The following is a 16,151-nucleotide window of genomic DNA, read 5'->3' on the forward strand; positions in this document are numbered from 1 at the left end:
TTATTCGTCTATCAGTTGACCCATTAGGTAAACATCTAGAAACTCTCCTCCTTCTATACAAGCACCACGTTCCTGTAATCCTTCTATGTTAAAGCCCATTTTTTCATACAGATGCACCGCAGCAAGATTTCTTTTTTGAACTGTCAATTGTAACCGTCGAATACTACCGCTTGATTTGGCCCATTCAATAGTTTCTTCCATCAAGATACTACCGAGACCATTTCCCCAGTAAGCTTTTTTTATTCCTAAAAAGACATCTCCAATATGACGGACTCGCGGACGTTGATCAGCTGTTGTATTGATGATTCCTACTAACTCATCATTCAAAAAAGCGAGTAGGGTAATTTGATTATCCGACTGGGCCTGCTTATCCAAAAAATGTTGCATTTCAGACTCACTCATTGCAATCCCATTTTCATCCAGACTGGTATAACTAGACTCTTGACCAATTTGATCTAAGAGAGCAATGACCGCTGAAGCATCCTGGGCTTCCGCTTCACGGATTAAAAGATCATACTCCATCCGTCAATCCTTTCAAAAGTTCTGTCGCTCTTTGGCCATGAGCATGAAAGACGATTTCTCGGCCCTCATCTTTTTTAAGGATTTCTAACTCCAGATAATCTGATGGAAGATTTTCCCCCAATAGATGTCCCCACTCAATAACCGTTACACCTGAACCAAAAAGAAATTCATCCAAGTCGATAGAATCTGCATCCCCTTCGATGCGATAAACATCTAAGTGATACAAGGGTAGACGTCCTTCATATTCTCTAACAATGGTATAAGTAGGACTCTTAATCATTTGATGAATGCCTAATCCCTTAGCCAGACCCTTTGTTAGCGTTGTTTTCCCAGCACCTAATTCACCAGTCAAAATCAACACATCATTTTTTTCTAACAAGTACCCTAGCTTTTCCCCAAGTGCAACCAACTCATCTTCATTTTTTGTGTACATGTAATTATTATACCAAAAAGTTTTATTTTGTGATATTTCCATCAACAAAAAAAGAGGAGACTCCCCTCTTTTTTTAGTTTTTGTCATTAGTTAAGAGCCATACTGATGTAGTTCAAGATAAACAAGGCATCCAAAATCCAAATCATGACATGCACATCTTTCACTTGACCTTTGACAACCTTCGTCAAAGTATAAGTTAAGAAACCAACAGCAATCCCTTGTGTGATTGAGTAGCTGAATCCCATAAAGATAGATGTGAAGAAAGCTGGAACAGCTTCAGCCATATCATCCCAAGGAATATTTTTCAAGTTAGAGAGCATCATAATTCCGACGATGATCAAAATTGGTGCAGTTGCAGCTGTTGGAACGATTGCTAGAAGTGGGCTAAAGAAGCTTGATAGGGCAAAACAGATGGCAACAACCAAAGCTGTCAAACCAGTACGTCCACCAGCACCGATACCCGCTGCAGACTCAACATAAGTTGTAACGTTTGAAGTACCAGCAATGGCACCTACTGAAGTTGCCACCAAGTCAGAGTAAAGAGCCTTATCCAATTTAGCTGACTCATGGTTTTCACCACTTGTTGCAATGATACCAACTTTTTCACCGGTACCAATAAGAGTACCGATAGTATCAAAAATATCTGTCAATGAGAAAGCAAGAATGGCCATCAAGGTTTCTGGCAAACGAGAAGTGTTTGAAATCAGAGATCCCAATCCTTCTGAACCAAGAGCAGCACCAAACAAAGTTCCTAGGTCGTTAACTGCTGATGAAAGATTATTGCTTGCAAAGTCAATGCTAGACAAATCAACAAGACCAACAGCAATCGCAAGAACTGTCGTTGTCAAAATAGAAAGGATGATACCACCTTTGATCCCCTTAACAACGAAGAAGATAGTAATGGCAATACCTGCAAGAGCTACCAAGACAGCTGGTGTATTGAAGTCTACCAATCCTGGAACAGCTGCTGAGTTTGCAGTAAGTGCTGCTTGAGCCTTATCTGCTCCTTCACCTGCTACTGTATAGGTACCTGGGTCAATCGAGAATTTCAAGAGACCAGCATTCTTAATCCCAACATAAGCAAGGAAAACCCCAATACCAGCTGAAATCGCTGAACGAAGAGTTGTAGGAATAGATTCGATGATCATTTTACGAACATTGGTCAATGTAATAATCAATGAAATAATCCCACAGATGAAGACCATTCCAAGAGCTTCTTGCCATTTATAACCCATCCCAAATACGACGGTAAATGTGAAGAAGGCATTTAGTCCCATACCTGGAGCTTGCGCATATGGCAAGTTAGCATAGAAGGCCATCATCAAAGTTCCCACAACAGAACCGATAATTGTCGCCAAGAATACACCCTGAACAGGCATTCCTGTTTGTGAAAGCATTTGAGGGTTTACAAAGAGAATATAACTCATTGCAAAGAAAGTTGTTAAACCAGCAAGAACCTCTGTACGGACATCTGTCCCGTGCTCTTTTAGTTTAAATAGTTTGTCCATTTTTAATCTCCTTTGTCATTTTACGAACAATACTACCATTATATCACCAATCATTCATCTTTTCAAGATGTTTTTTCTAATTTTAAAAATTCTTATGAGATATTATTCTCTTTATTTTCGCTTATTATCAGCTTTTCTAGTCACTTTCTGATATAATAGAAAACATCTTATCTGAAACTAGATTCGGGAGGATTTTATGACTAAAAAAATGATTGCCGTCGATTTGGACGGAACCTTGCTCAACTCTGAAAGCAAACTTTCTGATTTTACTATTGAAACGATTAAGAAAATCTCTAAAAAAGGCCACCAAGTTGTTATCGCAACTGGTCGCCCTTACCGTATGGCCAAAGATTTTTATGACCAACTTGAACTTGAAACCCCTATGATCAACTTCAACGGTTCACTCACTCATCTGCCAGGTAAGACTTGGAAACATGAAAAGTGTCTGACCGTGGACAAAAAATACCTCTTGGATATCGTGAAACGAAAAGAGGATATTGAGGCAGACTTTATCGCAGGTGAATACCGTAAAAAGTTTTACATTACAGCCCCGGACAAAGAAATTGCCGACCCTAAATTATTTGGTGTTGAAAACTTTCGCCCAGAAAATCAATTCCAGTCTGATTTAGTGACCAAGGGGCCTAACTGTATTTTATTACAAACTAGGGCAGACGATAAATATGCACTGGCTGAAGAGATGAACAGCTTTTACAAGCATCAACTCAATATTAATACTTGGGGCGGTCCCTTAAATATCCTTGAATGTACTCCCAAAGGAGTTCACAAGGCTTTTGCCCTTGAATATCTTCTCAATGTCATGAATATAGACAAACAGAATTTAATTGCCTTTGGTGACGAACACAATGACCAAGAGATGCTTTCCTTTGCAGGTAAAGGCTATGCTATGAAAAACGCAAATCCTGCTCTGTTACCTTTCGCAGACGAGCAATTACCATTAACCAACGAAGAAGATGGCGTCGCTCAGTTTTTACAAGAACGATTTCTTTAATTTCACTCATTCTATACTTTTGTGGTAGACATTAGCGACCTTAAAAGTATGGAATTTTTTTGAGCTCAAAGTCAATGAAAAAAGGATTTGAATCCGTCTTTTACAGATCCAAATCCCAACAAATGATGTCTATTTCTTTAAAACGATACGATCAGAAACATCGCGGTCCATGTCATCGATAATAATCTGGTTCTCTTCTGCCACATAAATCTTGACGTCATCACCAATGATGACTTTCTGATTTTCTGGTTCGAAGGTCACCTTCTTAACCTCTTGATCTCCGTTCGCTTCAACTTCTGTCCACGTTCCGGTATTTCCAGTGACTACAAGAGTAATGCTATCACCCTCGTATTGGCCCTTGTAGGTCCCATCTATATTAGTAGTCGTGTCAGTCTTTGCACTAGTAGTAGAACTAGAAGCACTGGTTTCTGACACTTGACTAGTGCTCGCCTCAGAGCTAGTGCTTGCTTGGGATGAAGGTGTCGATTTAGCTGTTGACGAACAAGCAACTAAAAGACTAAGACTTGCCACAGTAGCAAGAGAAAGTGTAAATTTTCTTAGTGACATAATGTCTCCTTTCTTTCAGGAGCTAAAGGCAGAAAAACTGCAGAACTATTCTACTTATACTATATCAAATAAAGGAAACAAGGTCAATCAAGCAACTATGTTTTTATAAGGTAGGCACGAACTTCAGATATAAAATAGAGGGAACCTGTAACAAACAGTAAGTCTTTCTCACCTGCAGACTTTTCAAAATCATCTATAAAGTCTCGATAGGAAGCAACTCTATGATAGTCGCTCAAATCTTTCTCCTCCAAAGATCCCTGATAGTCAAAGCTCGTCACATAGAGAGCTGTATCAGGTAAATGATCTGTCAGATAACCAAGCATACCACTGTAATCTTTACGCTTTAAAGCTCCAAAAAGGATTTGAGGTTGATAACCTTGCTGAATTTTTTCCTGGATAAATTCAACTAACCGCTCCAAGGCTGGTAGATTGTGGGCACCATCTAGATAAATGTGCTCCGTAACAGCTTCTAGACGCCCAGCCCAACTGGTTGTTTTCAGAGCATACCGGATAGCTTCCTCATTGACCTTTTCACCTCTCTCTGTCATAAACAACAGAAATGCCTGCAAAGCAAGGGCGGCATTTTCCTCTTGATAAGCTCCTTCCAAACCCAGTTTTAATTGGGTCAAATCCGCTAGAGAAGAAGAAGAAAAATTTCCTGATTTGAAAGAAAAATCTCGGTCAGCTTGGTAGAGAGTTACATCTAAATCTTCTGCTATCTTTTGACAAACGAGCTGGGCTTCAGGAGCTAAGTTTGCAATCACTGCTACTCTTTCTGGCTTAAAAATTCCTGCTTTCTGTTCAGCGATTTCTTCCAGACTATTGCCCAAGGTCTCCTGATGATCTAGGCCGATTGAAGTAATAACTGCAATCTCTCCAGTCACCACATTAGTGGTATCAAGAAGTCCACCAATCCCAACTTCTAATAGAACTAGATCCACCTCTTGTTCTTTAAAATAAAGCAAAGCAATCACGGTTAACAACTCAAAAAAAGATAGCTGATCGTGTGTTTCTAGAAGTCTTTGCTCCATTTCCTTAACTTGATTTGCTAAACGGATAAAGTCTGCATCCGATATAGGTTGACCATTGATACAAATCCGATCATGGATGCTAACAATGTGGGGCGAAGTAAAGGTCCCCACCTTCTTACCATGAGAAAGAAAGAGCTCTCTCATAAAGGCGATGGTTGAACCCTTTCCATTTGTCCCTGTCACATGGATAATAGGATAGGCTTGCTCAGGGTTCCCCAGCAAGTCTACCGCTCTCTGCATCCGCCCCAAACCTGATCTAAAATTCAAACCGATTCGACTATGAAGCCATTTTTCTACTTCAAACACGCTTAATCTCCTTAATCCTTAATAAAAAAGCGAAGATTCTCTTCGCTTTTTACTTCATTAGCTAGTATTTAATTCTAGTATGGGAGAAAAATGTCCCCCGGACGTTCCTGCTTTTTCTTATTTCTAGAAGCAGGAGTAAAAACATCCCCCGGACTTACCAGTTCTCTCTTATTTCAAGGAACTGGGCTGATACAGTCTCCCAGACTTACGGTCTTTACTTTTAGCGTAAGGCTAAAAACGTTCCCCCGAACGTTCCTGCTTTTTCTTATTTCTAGAAGCAGGGGTAAAAACATCCACTGGATGTTCCAACTCTTTCTAATTTCTAGGAGTTGGGGTGATACAGTCTCCCAGACTGTATCACTCCTCCATAAAGCTGTTGAAGACTTCTTCAATCATGTTCCATTCATCTTCTGAATCTTCAGGGATTGGTTGCAATTCACCTTCTGTTCCATCTTCATTTTCGATGAATGAATAAGCTTGGATTTCAACTTCGCCGTTTTCATCTTCTTCTGCGTTAACTGGTACAAGAAGGACATAGTTTTTACCAAATTCTTCTTTTCCGTCAATAGTCAAAAGGATTTCAAATAAAGTTTCGTTTCCTTGCTCATCTACAAGTGTAATAAGTTCACGTTCTTCGTGATCGTGGTTGTGATCGTGTGACATAGTTTCTCCTCTGTCTTAAAATTTTCTATCTAAATAATTTTGCAAAATCAATTGAGCAGCTAGTTTATCAATAACTTTTTTACGCTTATTGCGACTAATATCTGCTTGCTCAATCAACATACGTTCTGCAGCGACCGTAGTTAGGCGTTCATCTTGATACTCTACCGGTAGACCAAAGAGTTCTTCTAGTTTGGCTCCATAGGCTTGACTGGCTTCCACGCGCGGTCCGCTGGTATTGTTCATATTTTTAGGCAAACCAACAATAAAACGGTCTACCTTATAGGTTTCAACGAGTTCCTTGAGGCGTTCAAAACCAAACTGACCTTGATCTTCATTGATTTGGATGATTTCAAGCCCTTGTGCCGTAAAACCTAACGGATCGCTAATCGCTACTCCTACCGTTTTGGAACCAACGTCCAATCCCATAATTCTCATAGATTATAGATCGACTCCTTGTCCTTTAAGGTAGTAGCGAACCAATTCTTCAACGATTTCATCTCGCTCATACTTACGGATTTGATTTCGTGCATTGTTATAACGAGGAACGTAAGCTGGGTCTCCACTGAGAACATAGCCCACGATCTGGTTAATAGGGTTATAGCCCTTTTCATTCAAAGAAGCATAGACATCTGTCAATGTTTCACTGATTTCTTTTTTATTGGAATCGTCCAATTTAAAACGTACGGTTTCTTCAGTAAATCCCATTCTAACACCCTCTTTCCTTAGAATAGTACTATTATAGCACATTCGCGGTCGTTCTACAAATCACACAGTCTGATTCTGCTGATTTTCTCTGACTTTTTACTGGACTGTTGCCCCATTTGCAACACGATTAGCAATATAGTCCTCTGGTTCGTTTTTCAATAGATTTTCCAGTCCAACATTCTTCAAGTATTCGTTTTCACTTGCTTTTTTGAGATCCAGTGTTTGGAAATCATAGCTAGTCTTGGTTTCCATCTCTTTCTCATTTAAAAGAGTCGTTTCGATGGTAAATCCTGAAATTTTTCGAGCCGCTTGAACAGACTCATCCTTGTCCTCAGCTTCTTTTAGAGCTTTTTTAGCTTCATCTAATCCTCGCTCAGAAATATAATTTTTTAAATCTTCTGATACTGGACGCTTTTGCTGAATGGTCAAGCTTAAAAATTGATTGCCTTTGTAGGTAATGATTTGAGTTTGCTGTGCTCCACTCTCATCAGCTGGCAAAACCAAGGTCTTGGTAACAACTGTATTCTTGGTTGCATTTTCTAATACGGGCAAGGTCGACTGTAGGGCTTCTTGAGAACTCTCAGTAGTTGAAGCTGCTGTTTCTTTTTTCTGACCACATCCAACGAGCAAAAATAGTGCTGCGAATGTTCCAATAACTAACTTTTTCATAAATCCTCACATGTTATCCAATTTAAATATTAGAGAAGGCCAGGAGTCACTCCCAGCCTTGATGTTTTATAGAGCCGCACGTAAACGCGCTTCTGCATTTTCCACATTACGGACAGAGCGTGGCAAAAAGGCACGGATATCGTCTTCTTTATAGCCGACTTGTAGGCGTTTCTCATCTACAAGAATCGGACTTTTCAAGATACGTGGTGTTTCCATGATTAGGTTGAGCACTTCATTGACACTCAAATCTTCGATATCAACACCAAGAGCCTTTGCATAACGATTTTTCGATGATACGATACTTGCAATTCCATTGTCTGTTTTTGTCAAAATATCAAGTAGTTCTTCTCTCGTGATTCCTTCCTTACCGAGGTTTTGTTCTTTATAACTTAACTGGTGGGCATTGAGCCAGGTCTTCGCTTTTTTACAGCTAGTACAACTTGAGACTGTATAAATTTTGATCATGTACCTACCCCTTTCGCTACATGTTACTATCAGTTTAGACTATTATACCATAAAAAACATCGGACTTGCGACCTATTTTTAAAAATTTTTAACTTTTTTGGCAATTTTTGAACTTTTTTCTTGACAAAATACGAACTATAACCATTCTTTATACTTCTTAATGTAAAATTTCTTAATAACTGTAACGCTAAACATATACAAGAAAATAATACAGATTAAGAACAAGAAGTAAGGAAATCCTAAGGGTGCTAGACGAAGGATATTTACTAGTGGTCCATAAGGTAGGCTGGTTACGAAAAAGGCTGCAATCAGAGTCATCAAAATCACAAGCCAAGCTGGTCTGCTTTGTAGAAAAGGAACTTTTGCTGTACGAAGCATATGGATGACCATGGTTTGAGACCACATAGATTCGATGAACCATCCTGTTTGGAACAAGATAATAAACTGAAGGGCAGATTCAGATCCATGAACATAGTGATGGCCTGTCACCAAAGGAACAATGATAAAGTAGAGGAAGATAAAGGTCAAAATATCAAAGACAGATGAGATTGGTCCCATCCAAACCATAAATCGCGTAATGGATTTTGCTTCCCATGTATGGGGTTGTTTAAGGAAGTCTTGATCCACATTATCAAATGGCAATGCCACACAAGACAAATCATAGACTAGGTTTAGGACAATGAGATGAACAGGAGCCATTGGTAAAAATGGTAAGAAAATACTCGCAACAAGGAGTGAGAAGATATTCCCAAAGTTTGAACTAACGGTCATCTTGATGTACTTGGTCATGTTGGCGTAGACCTTACGACCCTCAACGATACCAGTTTCAAGAACCATGAGATCCTTGTCTAGCAAAATAACATCCGCAGTTTCCTTGGCGATGTCTACTGCTGTATCTACAGAAATACCGACATCTGCCACCTTCATGGATGGAGCGTCATTAATACCGTCACCCATATAACCAACACCGTGACCATTTTTCTTTAACTGTAGAATGATACGGGCTTTTTGATCAGGAGACAATTTAGCAAATACTGTTACACTTTCAACCGCTTCTGCCAATTCTTGATCTGTCATTTGGTCAATGTCAGCCCCTAAGAGCATATGCTCAACGTCCAAACCAACCTTTTCACAAATGGCTTGGGTTACTTTTTCGTTATCCCCAGTTAAAATTTTTGTTTTGACACCATGCTCAAGTAGAGCTTGAATGGCTGGTGCTGCAGATGGTTTTGGCGGATCCAAAAAGGCAAGGTAACCTGTAAGGATCATGTCACTTTCATCAGTCACAGCATAGGCATAATCTTCACGTAGACCTGACTTGTAACCAACACCTAAAACACGCAAACCTTGACGGTTTAATTGACCAACTTCTGCTAATACTTCTTGGCGAATGTCTTCGGTTAGGGGAATGATTTCTCCGCGATATTCCACATGAGTCGAAATGTTCAACATTTCTTCCAAAGCACCTTTAGTAACCATACTAACGACATTGCTGTCGTCTTTGACGATGACACTCATGCGTCTGCGTTCAAAGTCAAAAGGCAGTTCATCAATCTTTTGGAAGATTTTATCCAAATCTTGTAGAATAGCGTGTTCTTTGGATTCTTTTTCAGTTCTACTGATAATGGCACGGTCCATCAAGTTTTTCAAACCTGTTTGGAAATGTGAATTTAGATAAGCTCTTCTTAAGACCGCCATATCCAAATCACCATGGATATCCAAGGGATATTCTAAGACAATCTCATCTTGCGTTAGAGTTCCTGTTTTGTCCGTACATAGGATATCGATTGCTCCTAGGTCTTGAATAGCATTGAGTTTTTTGATAACCACCTTTTCCTTGGCCATGATAATGGAACCTTTGGCCAAGCTGGCTGTGATAATCATTGGAAGCATTTCTGGTGTCAGTCCGACACCGACACTCAAGGCAAAGACTCCAGCCTCTAGCCAGTCTCCATCGGTCAACCCATTTGCAAAAAACACAATCGGAACCATGACAAGCATCAAGCGGATCAAGAGCCAAGAAATGCTGTTCATTTCACGTTCAAAAGAAGTTGGCTCATCATAGGTGTTGAGAGTTTGCTCAATAGCTCCCATCATGGTGTCATCACCAACAGCGAGAACCATAGCTGTAGCACTTCCTGAGATAACGTTTGTCCCCATGAATGCCAAAGATTCTGCTTCTAAAAGACTCTCTATATTTTGACTAGTGGCTTTATTTAAAGCAAGCTTTTCGACTGCATCGCTTTCTCCAGTCAAACCTGACTGTTGAACAAAAAAGTCGCGGGATTCAAACAAGATAACATCTGCAGGAATCATATCTCCCGCACTCAATTTCACGAGGTCTCCCACAACCAACTCATCGATAGGTAACTCTTGTTCAAGACCATCGCGAATAACAGTTGCTGTGTTGACAATCATTTTTGAAAGATTGGTTGTTGCCTTATCGCTTCGCAATTCTTGGACAAAACGGATGCCTCCTGAAATCAAAACCAAGACAACGATAATGATAGATGTCGTTGGATCTTCTTGACCAGGTTTGGCAAGCCAGACATTTGTAACGAGAGAGATAAAGGCAATCACAAGCAAAATGATTGTGAAAGGATTGATAATGGACTCATAAATCTTTTTAAAGATGGAATCCTCTTGACCCTTGGTAATGGTGTTTTCACCATATAGGTCACGGTTTTCTTCGACTTGTTCTTGGTCTAAGCCTTTTAGACTTGTATGGTAAAAAGCTAGACTATCTTTAAATGGAGTTTGAATAGCTGCTGCTAATCTTTCTTTTGTAGTTTTCATTGGTTTCTCCTATCTGTATGAATGGTGATTTCATACTCAATGAAAATCAAAGAGCAAACTAGGAAACTAGCCACAGGCTGTACTTGAGTACGGCAAGGCGACGTTGACGTGGTTTGAATTTGATTTTCGAAGAGTATCATACACAGAGACCAATCACTTTATAGGGACAGAACGACACAAATCAGCGATTGGCTGTGTATGTGCGGTTCTGGATGATCGTCAATTTGCATCGTTTGTCTCCTTTCTTTGTTTTAAAACAGCAGAAAATCCTGCCATAAAATGGCAGGACTAAAAAACTTATGATCTGTTTTCGTTCAAGCTTTAACTCCATAGGGCAATGTAATGAGCTTAGTCTTGACCTTCGCGACCAGGACTGTTAACCAACGAGTAGTGTCTCCACTGCTTTGCGGTAGTCATCCGTATCCCTATGGTAGCCTCACCTACCGTTTTCGCCTTTCAGTATAAACCTTTAACTAATAAAAGTCAACGATTTATCTCATTTTTTTAGATTACAATCAATTCTTTTGGAGCTAGGGTTAATAGCTCGCAACCGGTATCTGTAATCAAGATATCATCTTCGATACGAACTCCATATTTACCTTCGATATAAATACCGGGTTCATCAGTTAAGACCATACCCGATTTAATAACTTCTGTAGAAGTTTGGTTAAAGTATGGCTCTTCGTGGATATCAAGTCCGATACCGTGTCCGATACCGTGTGTAAAGTATTGTCCATAGCCTGCTTCCACAATGATATCACGAGGGATTTTGTCAAAGTCACGGAAACCTAAGCCAGCCTTAGCTTGGTCAATCAATGCTTGATTAGCCTTCAAAACGGTGTTGTAGATTTCTGCTTGTTCGTCGCTGACATGGCCTAGGTAGATGGTACGAGTCATATCACTCACATAATACTCATAAAGACACCCAAAGTCCATAGTGATAGCTTCGCCTAGTTCTACTGGCTTGTGCATTGGGTGGGCATGGGGTTTAGAAGAGTTGATGCCACTCGCTAAGATTGTGTCAAAAGACAAACCTGCCGCTCCCAGCTCACGCATACGGAAATCAAGGAAGTTGGCAATTTCAATTTCAGTCTTCCCTGGCTTGATAAAGTCAAGGGCATCGTGGAAAGCTTGGTCAGAAATGGAACAAGCCTTGCGAATCGTCGCAATCTCTGTTTCATCCTTAATCATGCGAAGCGCTTCAACAAACTGTGTCTGAGGAATTAATTCCAAACCTTCAAAAGCAGCTTGCATGCGGTGGTAATAAGAAACCGAGATTTCATCTTCAAACCCGATACGAGAAAGACCCATGTCTTTAGCAATTTTTGCGATAGTAGCTAACTCGTCACGTTCTGCAAAAATCTCAAAACCAGTAACTTCCTGCTTAGCAGCGATAATATAGCGGGCATCTGTCACCAAGACCTGACGGTCACGACTGATAAAGACTGTTCCATTTGAACCCCAAAATCCTGTCAAATAGTAGACATTTTTAAGGTTATTGATAATGATTCCATCTAGTTCTTTTTCTTGCATTTTATCGAGAAATGCTTGCACACGTTTATTCATGATGTAACTTTCCTTTCAAATACTGTCCTGTATAGCTAGCTTCATTGGCCGCTACTTCTTCTGGGGTTCCTGTTGCAATGATGGTACCACCACCAACACCACCTTCTGGTCCTAAGTCGATAATATGGTCTGCTGTCTTGATGACATCTAGATTGTGCTCAATCACGAGAACTGTATTGCCATCATCGACAAAGCGAGACAAAACAGTAAGTAGACGAGCGATATCCTCGGTATGGAGACCTGTTGTTGGTTCGTCTAAGATATAGAAAGACTTGCCTGTCGAACGCTTGTGGAGCTCGCTAGCCAGCTTCATACGCTGCGCTTCTCCACCAGAAAGAGTTGTGGCAGGTTGTCCCAAGGTCACATAGCCTAGACCTACATCCTTGATCGTCTGGAGTTTGCGTTGAATTTTCGGAATGTGTTTGAAAAATTCCACCGCATCGTTGACGGTCATATCCAAGACTTGCGAGATATTCTTTTCCTTGTAGTGAACTTCCAGGGTTTCGCTATTGTAACGAGTCCCATGACAGACTTCACAGGCTACGTAAACATCTGGCAAGAAGTGCATCTCAATCTTGATAATCCCGTCACCCGAGCAGGCCTCACAGCGCCCACCCTTGACATTGAAACTGAAACGACCCTTCTTGTAGCCACGAATCTTGGCTTCATTTGTCTGAGCAAAGAGGTCTCGAATGTCATCAAAGACACCTGTATAGGTAGCTGGATTGGATCTCGGAGTTCTTCCAATTGGACTCTGGTCAATGTCTATCAGACGATCGATATGCTCGATTCCTGTAATGGATTTAAACTTACCAGGCTTGTCTGAATTGCGATTGAGCTTTTGTGCAATAGCCTTTTTGAGGATGCTGTTAATGAGGGTCGACTTCCCTGAGCCAGAGACACCTGTCACCGCAATGAATTTTCCGAGTGGGAAGCGAGCGGTGATGTTTTGTAAGTTGTTCTCACGCGCACCTGTCACTTCGATAAAACGTCCATTTCCAACGCGACGTTCTGACGGCACTGGAATCGCGCGTTTTCCTGATAGATACTGTCCGGTAAGGGACTTGCTGTTGCGAGCTACTTGCTTAGGCGTTCCTGCCGCAACAATTTCTCCACCAAAGACACCCGCTCCAGGACCGACGTCAATCAGATAATCAGCTTCTCGCATAGTATCTTCATCGTGTTCTACCACGATCAAGGTGTTCCCCAAGTCACGCATCTTTTTCAGACTGGCAATCAAACGGTCATTGTCCCTCTGGTGAAGACCGATTGACGGCTCGTCCAGGATATAAAGGACACCTGAGAGATTGGAACCAATCTGAGTCGCCAAACGAATACGTTGACTCTCCCCTCCTGATAATGTTCCTGCTGAACGAGAAAGCGTCAGATAGTTAAGGCCCACGTTATTGAGGAAGGTCAAGCGATCCTTGATTTCCTTAAGAATCGGACGAGCAATGATAGCTTCATTTTCAGATAGGGTTAGTTGATCAATGACCTCCAAATGGTCTGCAATGGAGAGGTCTGAAATTTCGCCGATATGGAGTCCTTTTTCTCCCCCTACTCGAACAGATAAGGCTTGGTCATTAAGACGATAACCATGACAAGTACCACAAGTCAGCTCGTTCATATAGAGACGCATCTGTGTACGAGTGTAGTCGCTATTGGTTTCATGATAGCGACGCTTGATATTACCAATCACTCCTTCAAATGGAATATCGATATCACGAACTCCACCGAATTCATTTTCATAGTGGAAATGAAACTCTTTCCCATCTGAACCATAGAAAATGAGATGTTTCTCCTCCTCAGACAAGTCCTTAAAAGGAGTATCCATATCCACTCCAAAGGCTGTCATGGCTTGTTCCAGCATATTTGGATAATAGTTTGAAGAGATAGGGTTCCAAGGCGCTAATGCTCCCTCACCAAGGGTCTTGCTAGCATCTGGTACGACTAAGTCCGTATCAACCTCTAACTTGATCCCCAAACCATCACACTCACTACAGGAGCCAAAGGGTGCATTGAAGGAGAAGAGACGAGGTTCTAACTCTGGAACCGTAAAGCCGCAAACTGGACAAGCATAGTGTTCTGAAAAGAGCAACTCTGAATCATCCATCGTATCAATAACGACATAACCTTCAGCGATACGGAGAGCTGCTTCAATCGAATCAAAGAGACGACTACGGATACCTTCTTTGATAATGATACGGTCTACCACCACGTCAATGTTGTGTTGTTTATTCTTTTCAAGTTCAGGAACTTCAGTCACGTCGTAGACAACTCCATCGACACGGACACGTACGTAACCATCCTTTTGAATCTTTTCAATCAGCGTCTTATGCTGCCCCTTTTTCTTACGAACAACAGGAGCCAAAATCTGCAGACGCTGGCGCTCTGGCAATTCCAAAACCTTATCTACGATCTGTTCGACAGACGAAGCCTTGATAGCTCCGTGCCCATTGATACAGTAGGGTGTTCCTACACGAGCATAGAGGAGACGTAGGTAGTCGTTGATTTCCGTCGTTGTCCCGACCGTCGAACGAGGATTCTTACTGGTCGTTTTCTGGTCAATGGAAATGGCAGGGCTGAGACCATCGATAGAATCCACATCTGGCTTTTCCATATTGCCCAAGAACTGACGAGCATAGGCTGACAGACTTTCAACGTAGCGGCGTTGCCCTTCTGCATAAAGGGTATCAAAGGCCAAACTAGACTTTCCTGATCCAGATAGTCCCGTCACCACAACTAGCTTGTCACGCGGAATTTCCACATCTATATTTTTTAAATTATGGGCGCGTGCCCCATGGATGACAATCTTATCTTGCATATTACTTCTTTCTAGTTCATTGTTGCTTTCCATTATACCAAAAAAAGTGAAATTCTATTACCAAAAAAGCCGAATTTGTAGTATAATAGTACGGTGTCAAAAATCACTGTAACACGGATTAGATTAGGAAAGGATAGGAGATATGAAGCAAGTCTTTCTCTCAACTACAACTGAATTTAAAGAGATTGATACGCTCCAGCCGGGCACTTGGATCAATCTCGTCAATCCTACTCAAAGCGAATCGATGGAAATCGCCTCGGCCTTTGATATTGATATCGCTGACCTCCGTGCACCGCTCGATGCGGAAGAGATGTCACGTATCACCATCGAAGATGAGTACACCTTGATTATCGTAGACGTCCCAATCACAGAGGAAAGAAACAACCAGACCTACTATGTGACTATTCCCTTGGGGATTATCATCACAGAAGAGGCTATTATTACCACTTGCTTGGAGCCTCTACCACTTCTTGATGTCTTTATCAATCGTAGGCTTCGAAATTTCTATACCTTCATGCGTTCGCGCTTCATCTTCCAAATCCTATACCGCAATGCGGAGATTTACTTGACAGCCCTCCGTTCGATTGAACGTAAGAGTGAGCAGATTGAGAGTCAACTTCATAAGTCTACTCGAAACGAAGAACTGATTGAACTCATGGAGTTGGAAAAGACCATCGTCTACTTCAAAGCTTCACTTAAGACAAATGAGCGCGTGATTAAAAAATTGACCAGCGCAACTAGCAATATTAAGAAATACCTTGAAGACGAAGACTTACTTGAAGACACATTGATTGAAACGCAACAGGCCATCGAGATGGCGGATATCTATGGAAACGTCCTTCACTCTATGACAGAGACCTTTGCCTCTATCATTTCAAACAACCAGAACAATATCATGAAAACCTTGGCCCTCGTGACCATCGTTATGTCTATCCCGACTATGATTTTCTCAGCTTACGGAATGAACTTTAAGGACAATGAAATCCCTTTAAACGGAGAACCGCATGCTTTCTGGCTCATCGTCTTTATCGCCTTTGCTATGAGTGTTTCTCTCACTCTTTACCTCATCCATAAAAAATGGTTCTAA

Annotated in this window: 15 protein-coding genes and 1 riboswitch; of the genes, 2 read left to right on the top strand and 13 right to left on the bottom strand. The window is 41.1% G+C overall.

Annotated elements, in window-relative coordinates; genetic code table 11:
* From AC3E7H_RS03495 to AC3E7H_RS03505, 3 genes are all read right to left on the bottom strand, one after another.
* Nucleotides 1-522 carry a GNAT family N-acetyltransferase gene (locus tag AC3E7H_RS03495; RefSeq protein ID WP_000455485.1) on the bottom strand — a complete coding sequence of 174 codons (522 nt, stop codon included), beginning with the start codon at nucleotides 520-522 and terminating at the stop codon, nucleotides 1-3.
* Nucleotides 512-955, bottom strand: coding sequence for a tRNA (adenosine(37)-N6)-threonylcarbamoyltransferase complex ATPase subunit type 1 TsaE (tsaE, locus tag AC3E7H_RS03500; RefSeq protein ID WP_490676112.1), 444 nt, complete (start codon nucleotides 953-955; stop codon nucleotides 512-514). Before tsaE ends, AC3E7H_RS03495 begins: the two co-directional genes overlap by 11 nt.
* A gap of 86 nt (nucleotides 956-1,041) precedes the next feature.
* The gene (locus AC3E7H_RS03505) at nucleotides 1,042-2,463 is read right to left on the bottom strand and encodes an NCS2 family permease (RefSeq protein ID WP_315640334.1); all 1,422 of its coding nucleotides are present in this window, start codon (nucleotides 2,461-2,463) and stop codon (nucleotides 1,042-1,044) included.
* 196 nt (nucleotides 2,464-2,659) lie between these two features.
* On the opposite strand from AC3E7H_RS03505, the gene AC3E7H_RS03510 reads away from it, so the two are divergent.
* Complete coding sequence (locus AC3E7H_RS03510; protein WP_000162891.1) at nucleotides 2,660-3,472, top strand: Cof-type HAD-IIB family hydrolase; 813 nt, start codon at nucleotides 2,660-2,662, stop codon at nucleotides 3,470-3,472.
* Between the two features lie 129 nt (nucleotides 3,473-3,601).
* On the opposite strand, the gene AC3E7H_RS03515 is transcribed toward AC3E7H_RS03510, so the two are convergent.
* The 10 genes from AC3E7H_RS03515 to uvrA form a co-directional block, all read right to left on the bottom strand.
* Nucleotides 3,602-4,039 (bottom strand): SP_0198 family lipoprotein, encoded by a 438-nt coding sequence (locus AC3E7H_RS03515; RefSeq protein WP_490676113.1) that lies wholly within the window; start codon nucleotides 4,037-4,039, stop codon nucleotides 3,602-3,604.
* A 95-nt stretch (nucleotides 4,040-4,134) separates the two neighbouring features.
* A complete protein-coding gene (locus AC3E7H_RS03520; protein ID WP_490676114.1) occupies nucleotides 4,135-5,376 on the bottom strand; it encodes a bifunctional folylpolyglutamate synthase/dihydrofolate synthase in 1,242 nt (413 codons plus the stop codon).
* Between the two features lie 357 nt (nucleotides 5,377-5,733).
* A complete protein-coding gene (locus tag AC3E7H_RS03525; RefSeq protein ID WP_000017624.1) occupies nucleotides 5,734-6,039 on the bottom strand; it encodes a DUF1292 domain-containing protein in 306 nt (101 codons plus the stop codon).
* Nucleotides 6,040-6,054: 15 nt separating this feature from the next.
* A complete protein-coding gene (ruvX, locus tag AC3E7H_RS03530) occupies nucleotides 6,055-6,474 on the bottom strand; it encodes a Holliday junction resolvase RuvX (protein WP_007555486.1) in 420 nt (139 codons plus the stop codon).
* A 3-nt stretch (nucleotides 6,475-6,477) separates the two neighbouring features.
* Nucleotides 6,478-6,744, bottom strand: coding sequence for an IreB family regulatory phosphoprotein (locus tag AC3E7H_RS03535; RefSeq protein ID WP_000507060.1), 267 nt, complete (start codon nucleotides 6,742-6,744; stop codon nucleotides 6,478-6,480).
* Between the two features lie 96 nt (nucleotides 6,745-6,840).
* Nucleotides 6,841-7,413, bottom strand: a complete 573-nt coding sequence (locus tag AC3E7H_RS03540) for an SP0191 family lipoprotein (RefSeq protein ID WP_000737513.1) — start codon at nucleotides 7,411-7,413, stop codon at nucleotides 6,841-6,843.
* A gap of 66 nt (nucleotides 7,414-7,479) precedes the next feature.
* Nucleotides 7,480-7,878: a transcriptional regulator Spx gene (gene spx / locus AC3E7H_RS03545; RefSeq protein ID WP_000591165.1), complete on the bottom strand. Its 399-nt coding sequence runs from the start codon at nucleotides 7,876-7,878 to the stop codon at nucleotides 7,480-7,482.
* A 135-nt stretch (nucleotides 7,879-8,013) separates the two neighbouring features.
* Nucleotides 8,014-10,674 carry a magnesium-translocating P-type ATPase gene (gene mgtA, locus AC3E7H_RS03550; RefSeq protein ID WP_490676115.1) on the bottom strand — a complete coding sequence of 887 codons (2,661 nt, stop codon included), beginning with the start codon at nucleotides 10,672-10,674 and terminating at the stop codon, nucleotides 8,014-8,016.
* Between the two features lie 298 nt (nucleotides 10,675-10,972).
* A riboswitch (M-box (ykoK) riboswitch) is annotated at nucleotides 10,973-11,126 on the bottom strand.
* A 52-nt stretch (nucleotides 11,127-11,178) separates the two neighbouring features.
* On the bottom strand, nucleotides 11,179-12,240 hold the full coding sequence (locus AC3E7H_RS03555) for a M24 family metallopeptidase (protein WP_490676116.1): 1,062 nt from the start codon (nucleotides 12,238-12,240) through the stop codon (nucleotides 11,179-11,181).
* Nucleotides 12,233-15,064, bottom strand: a complete 2,832-nt coding sequence (gene uvrA, locus AC3E7H_RS03560; protein ID WP_490676117.1) for an excinuclease ABC subunit UvrA — start codon at nucleotides 15,062-15,064, stop codon at nucleotides 12,233-12,235. The genes AC3E7H_RS03555 and uvrA overlap by 8 nt, the downstream gene beginning before the upstream one ends.
* 142 nt (nucleotides 15,065-15,206) lie before the next feature.
* On the opposite strand from uvrA, the gene AC3E7H_RS03565 reads away from it, so the two are divergent.
* Nucleotides 15,207-16,151, top strand: a complete 945-nt coding sequence (locus AC3E7H_RS03565; protein ID WP_000815631.1) for a magnesium transporter CorA family protein — start codon at nucleotides 15,207-15,209, stop codon at nucleotides 16,149-16,151.

Source organism: Streptococcus sp. SCPM-O-B-15304 (M98) (genome assembly GCF_058200215.1).

Coding starts and splice junctions, on each gene's coding strand:
- uvrA (WP_490676117.1), bottom strand. CDS start 15,064: ATGCAAGATAAGATTGTCATCCATGGGGCACGCGCCCATAATTTAAAA.
- AC3E7H_RS03510 (WP_000162891.1), top strand. CDS start 2,660: ATGACTAAAAAAATGATTGCCGTCGATTTGGACGGAACCTTGCTCAAC.
- AC3E7H_RS03540 (WP_000737513.1), bottom strand. CDS start 7,413: ATGAAAAAGTTAGTTATTGGAACATTCGCAGCACTATTTTTGCTCGTT.
- AC3E7H_RS03555 (WP_490676116.1), bottom strand. CDS start 12,240: ATGAATAAACGTGTGCAAGCATTTCTCGATAAAATGCAAGAAAAAGAA.
- mgtA (WP_490676115.1), bottom strand. CDS start 10,674: ATGAAAACTACAAAAGAAAGATTAGCAGCAGCTATTCAAACTCCATTT.
- tsaE (WP_490676112.1), bottom strand. CDS start 955: ATGTACACAAAAAATGAAGATGAGTTGGTTGCACTTGGGGAAAAGCTA.
- AC3E7H_RS03565 (WP_000815631.1), top strand. CDS start 15,207: ATGAAGCAAGTCTTTCTCTCAACTACAACTGAATTTAAAGAGATTGAT.
- AC3E7H_RS03515 (WP_490676113.1), bottom strand. CDS start 4,039: ATGTCACTAAGAAAATTTACACTTTCTCTTGCTACTGTGGCAAGTCTT.
- AC3E7H_RS03505 (WP_315640334.1), bottom strand. CDS start 2,463: ATGGACAAACTATTTAAACTAAAAGAGCACGGGACAGATGTCCGTACA.
- spx (WP_000591165.1), bottom strand. CDS start 7,878: ATGATCAAAATTTATACAGTCTCAAGTTGTACTAGCTGTAAAAAAGCG.
- AC3E7H_RS03525 (WP_000017624.1), bottom strand. CDS start 6,039: ATGTCACACGATCACAACCACGATCACGAAGAACGTGAACTTATTACA.
- ruvX (WP_007555486.1), bottom strand. CDS start 6,474: ATGAGAATTATGGGATTGGACGTTGGTTCCAAAACGGTAGGAGTAGCG.
- AC3E7H_RS03495 (WP_000455485.1), bottom strand. CDS start 522: ATGGAGTATGATCTTTTAATCCGTGAAGCGGAAGCCCAGGATGCTTCA.
- AC3E7H_RS03535 (WP_000507060.1), bottom strand. CDS start 6,744: ATGGGATTTACTGAAGAAACCGTACGTTTTAAATTGGACGATTCCAAT.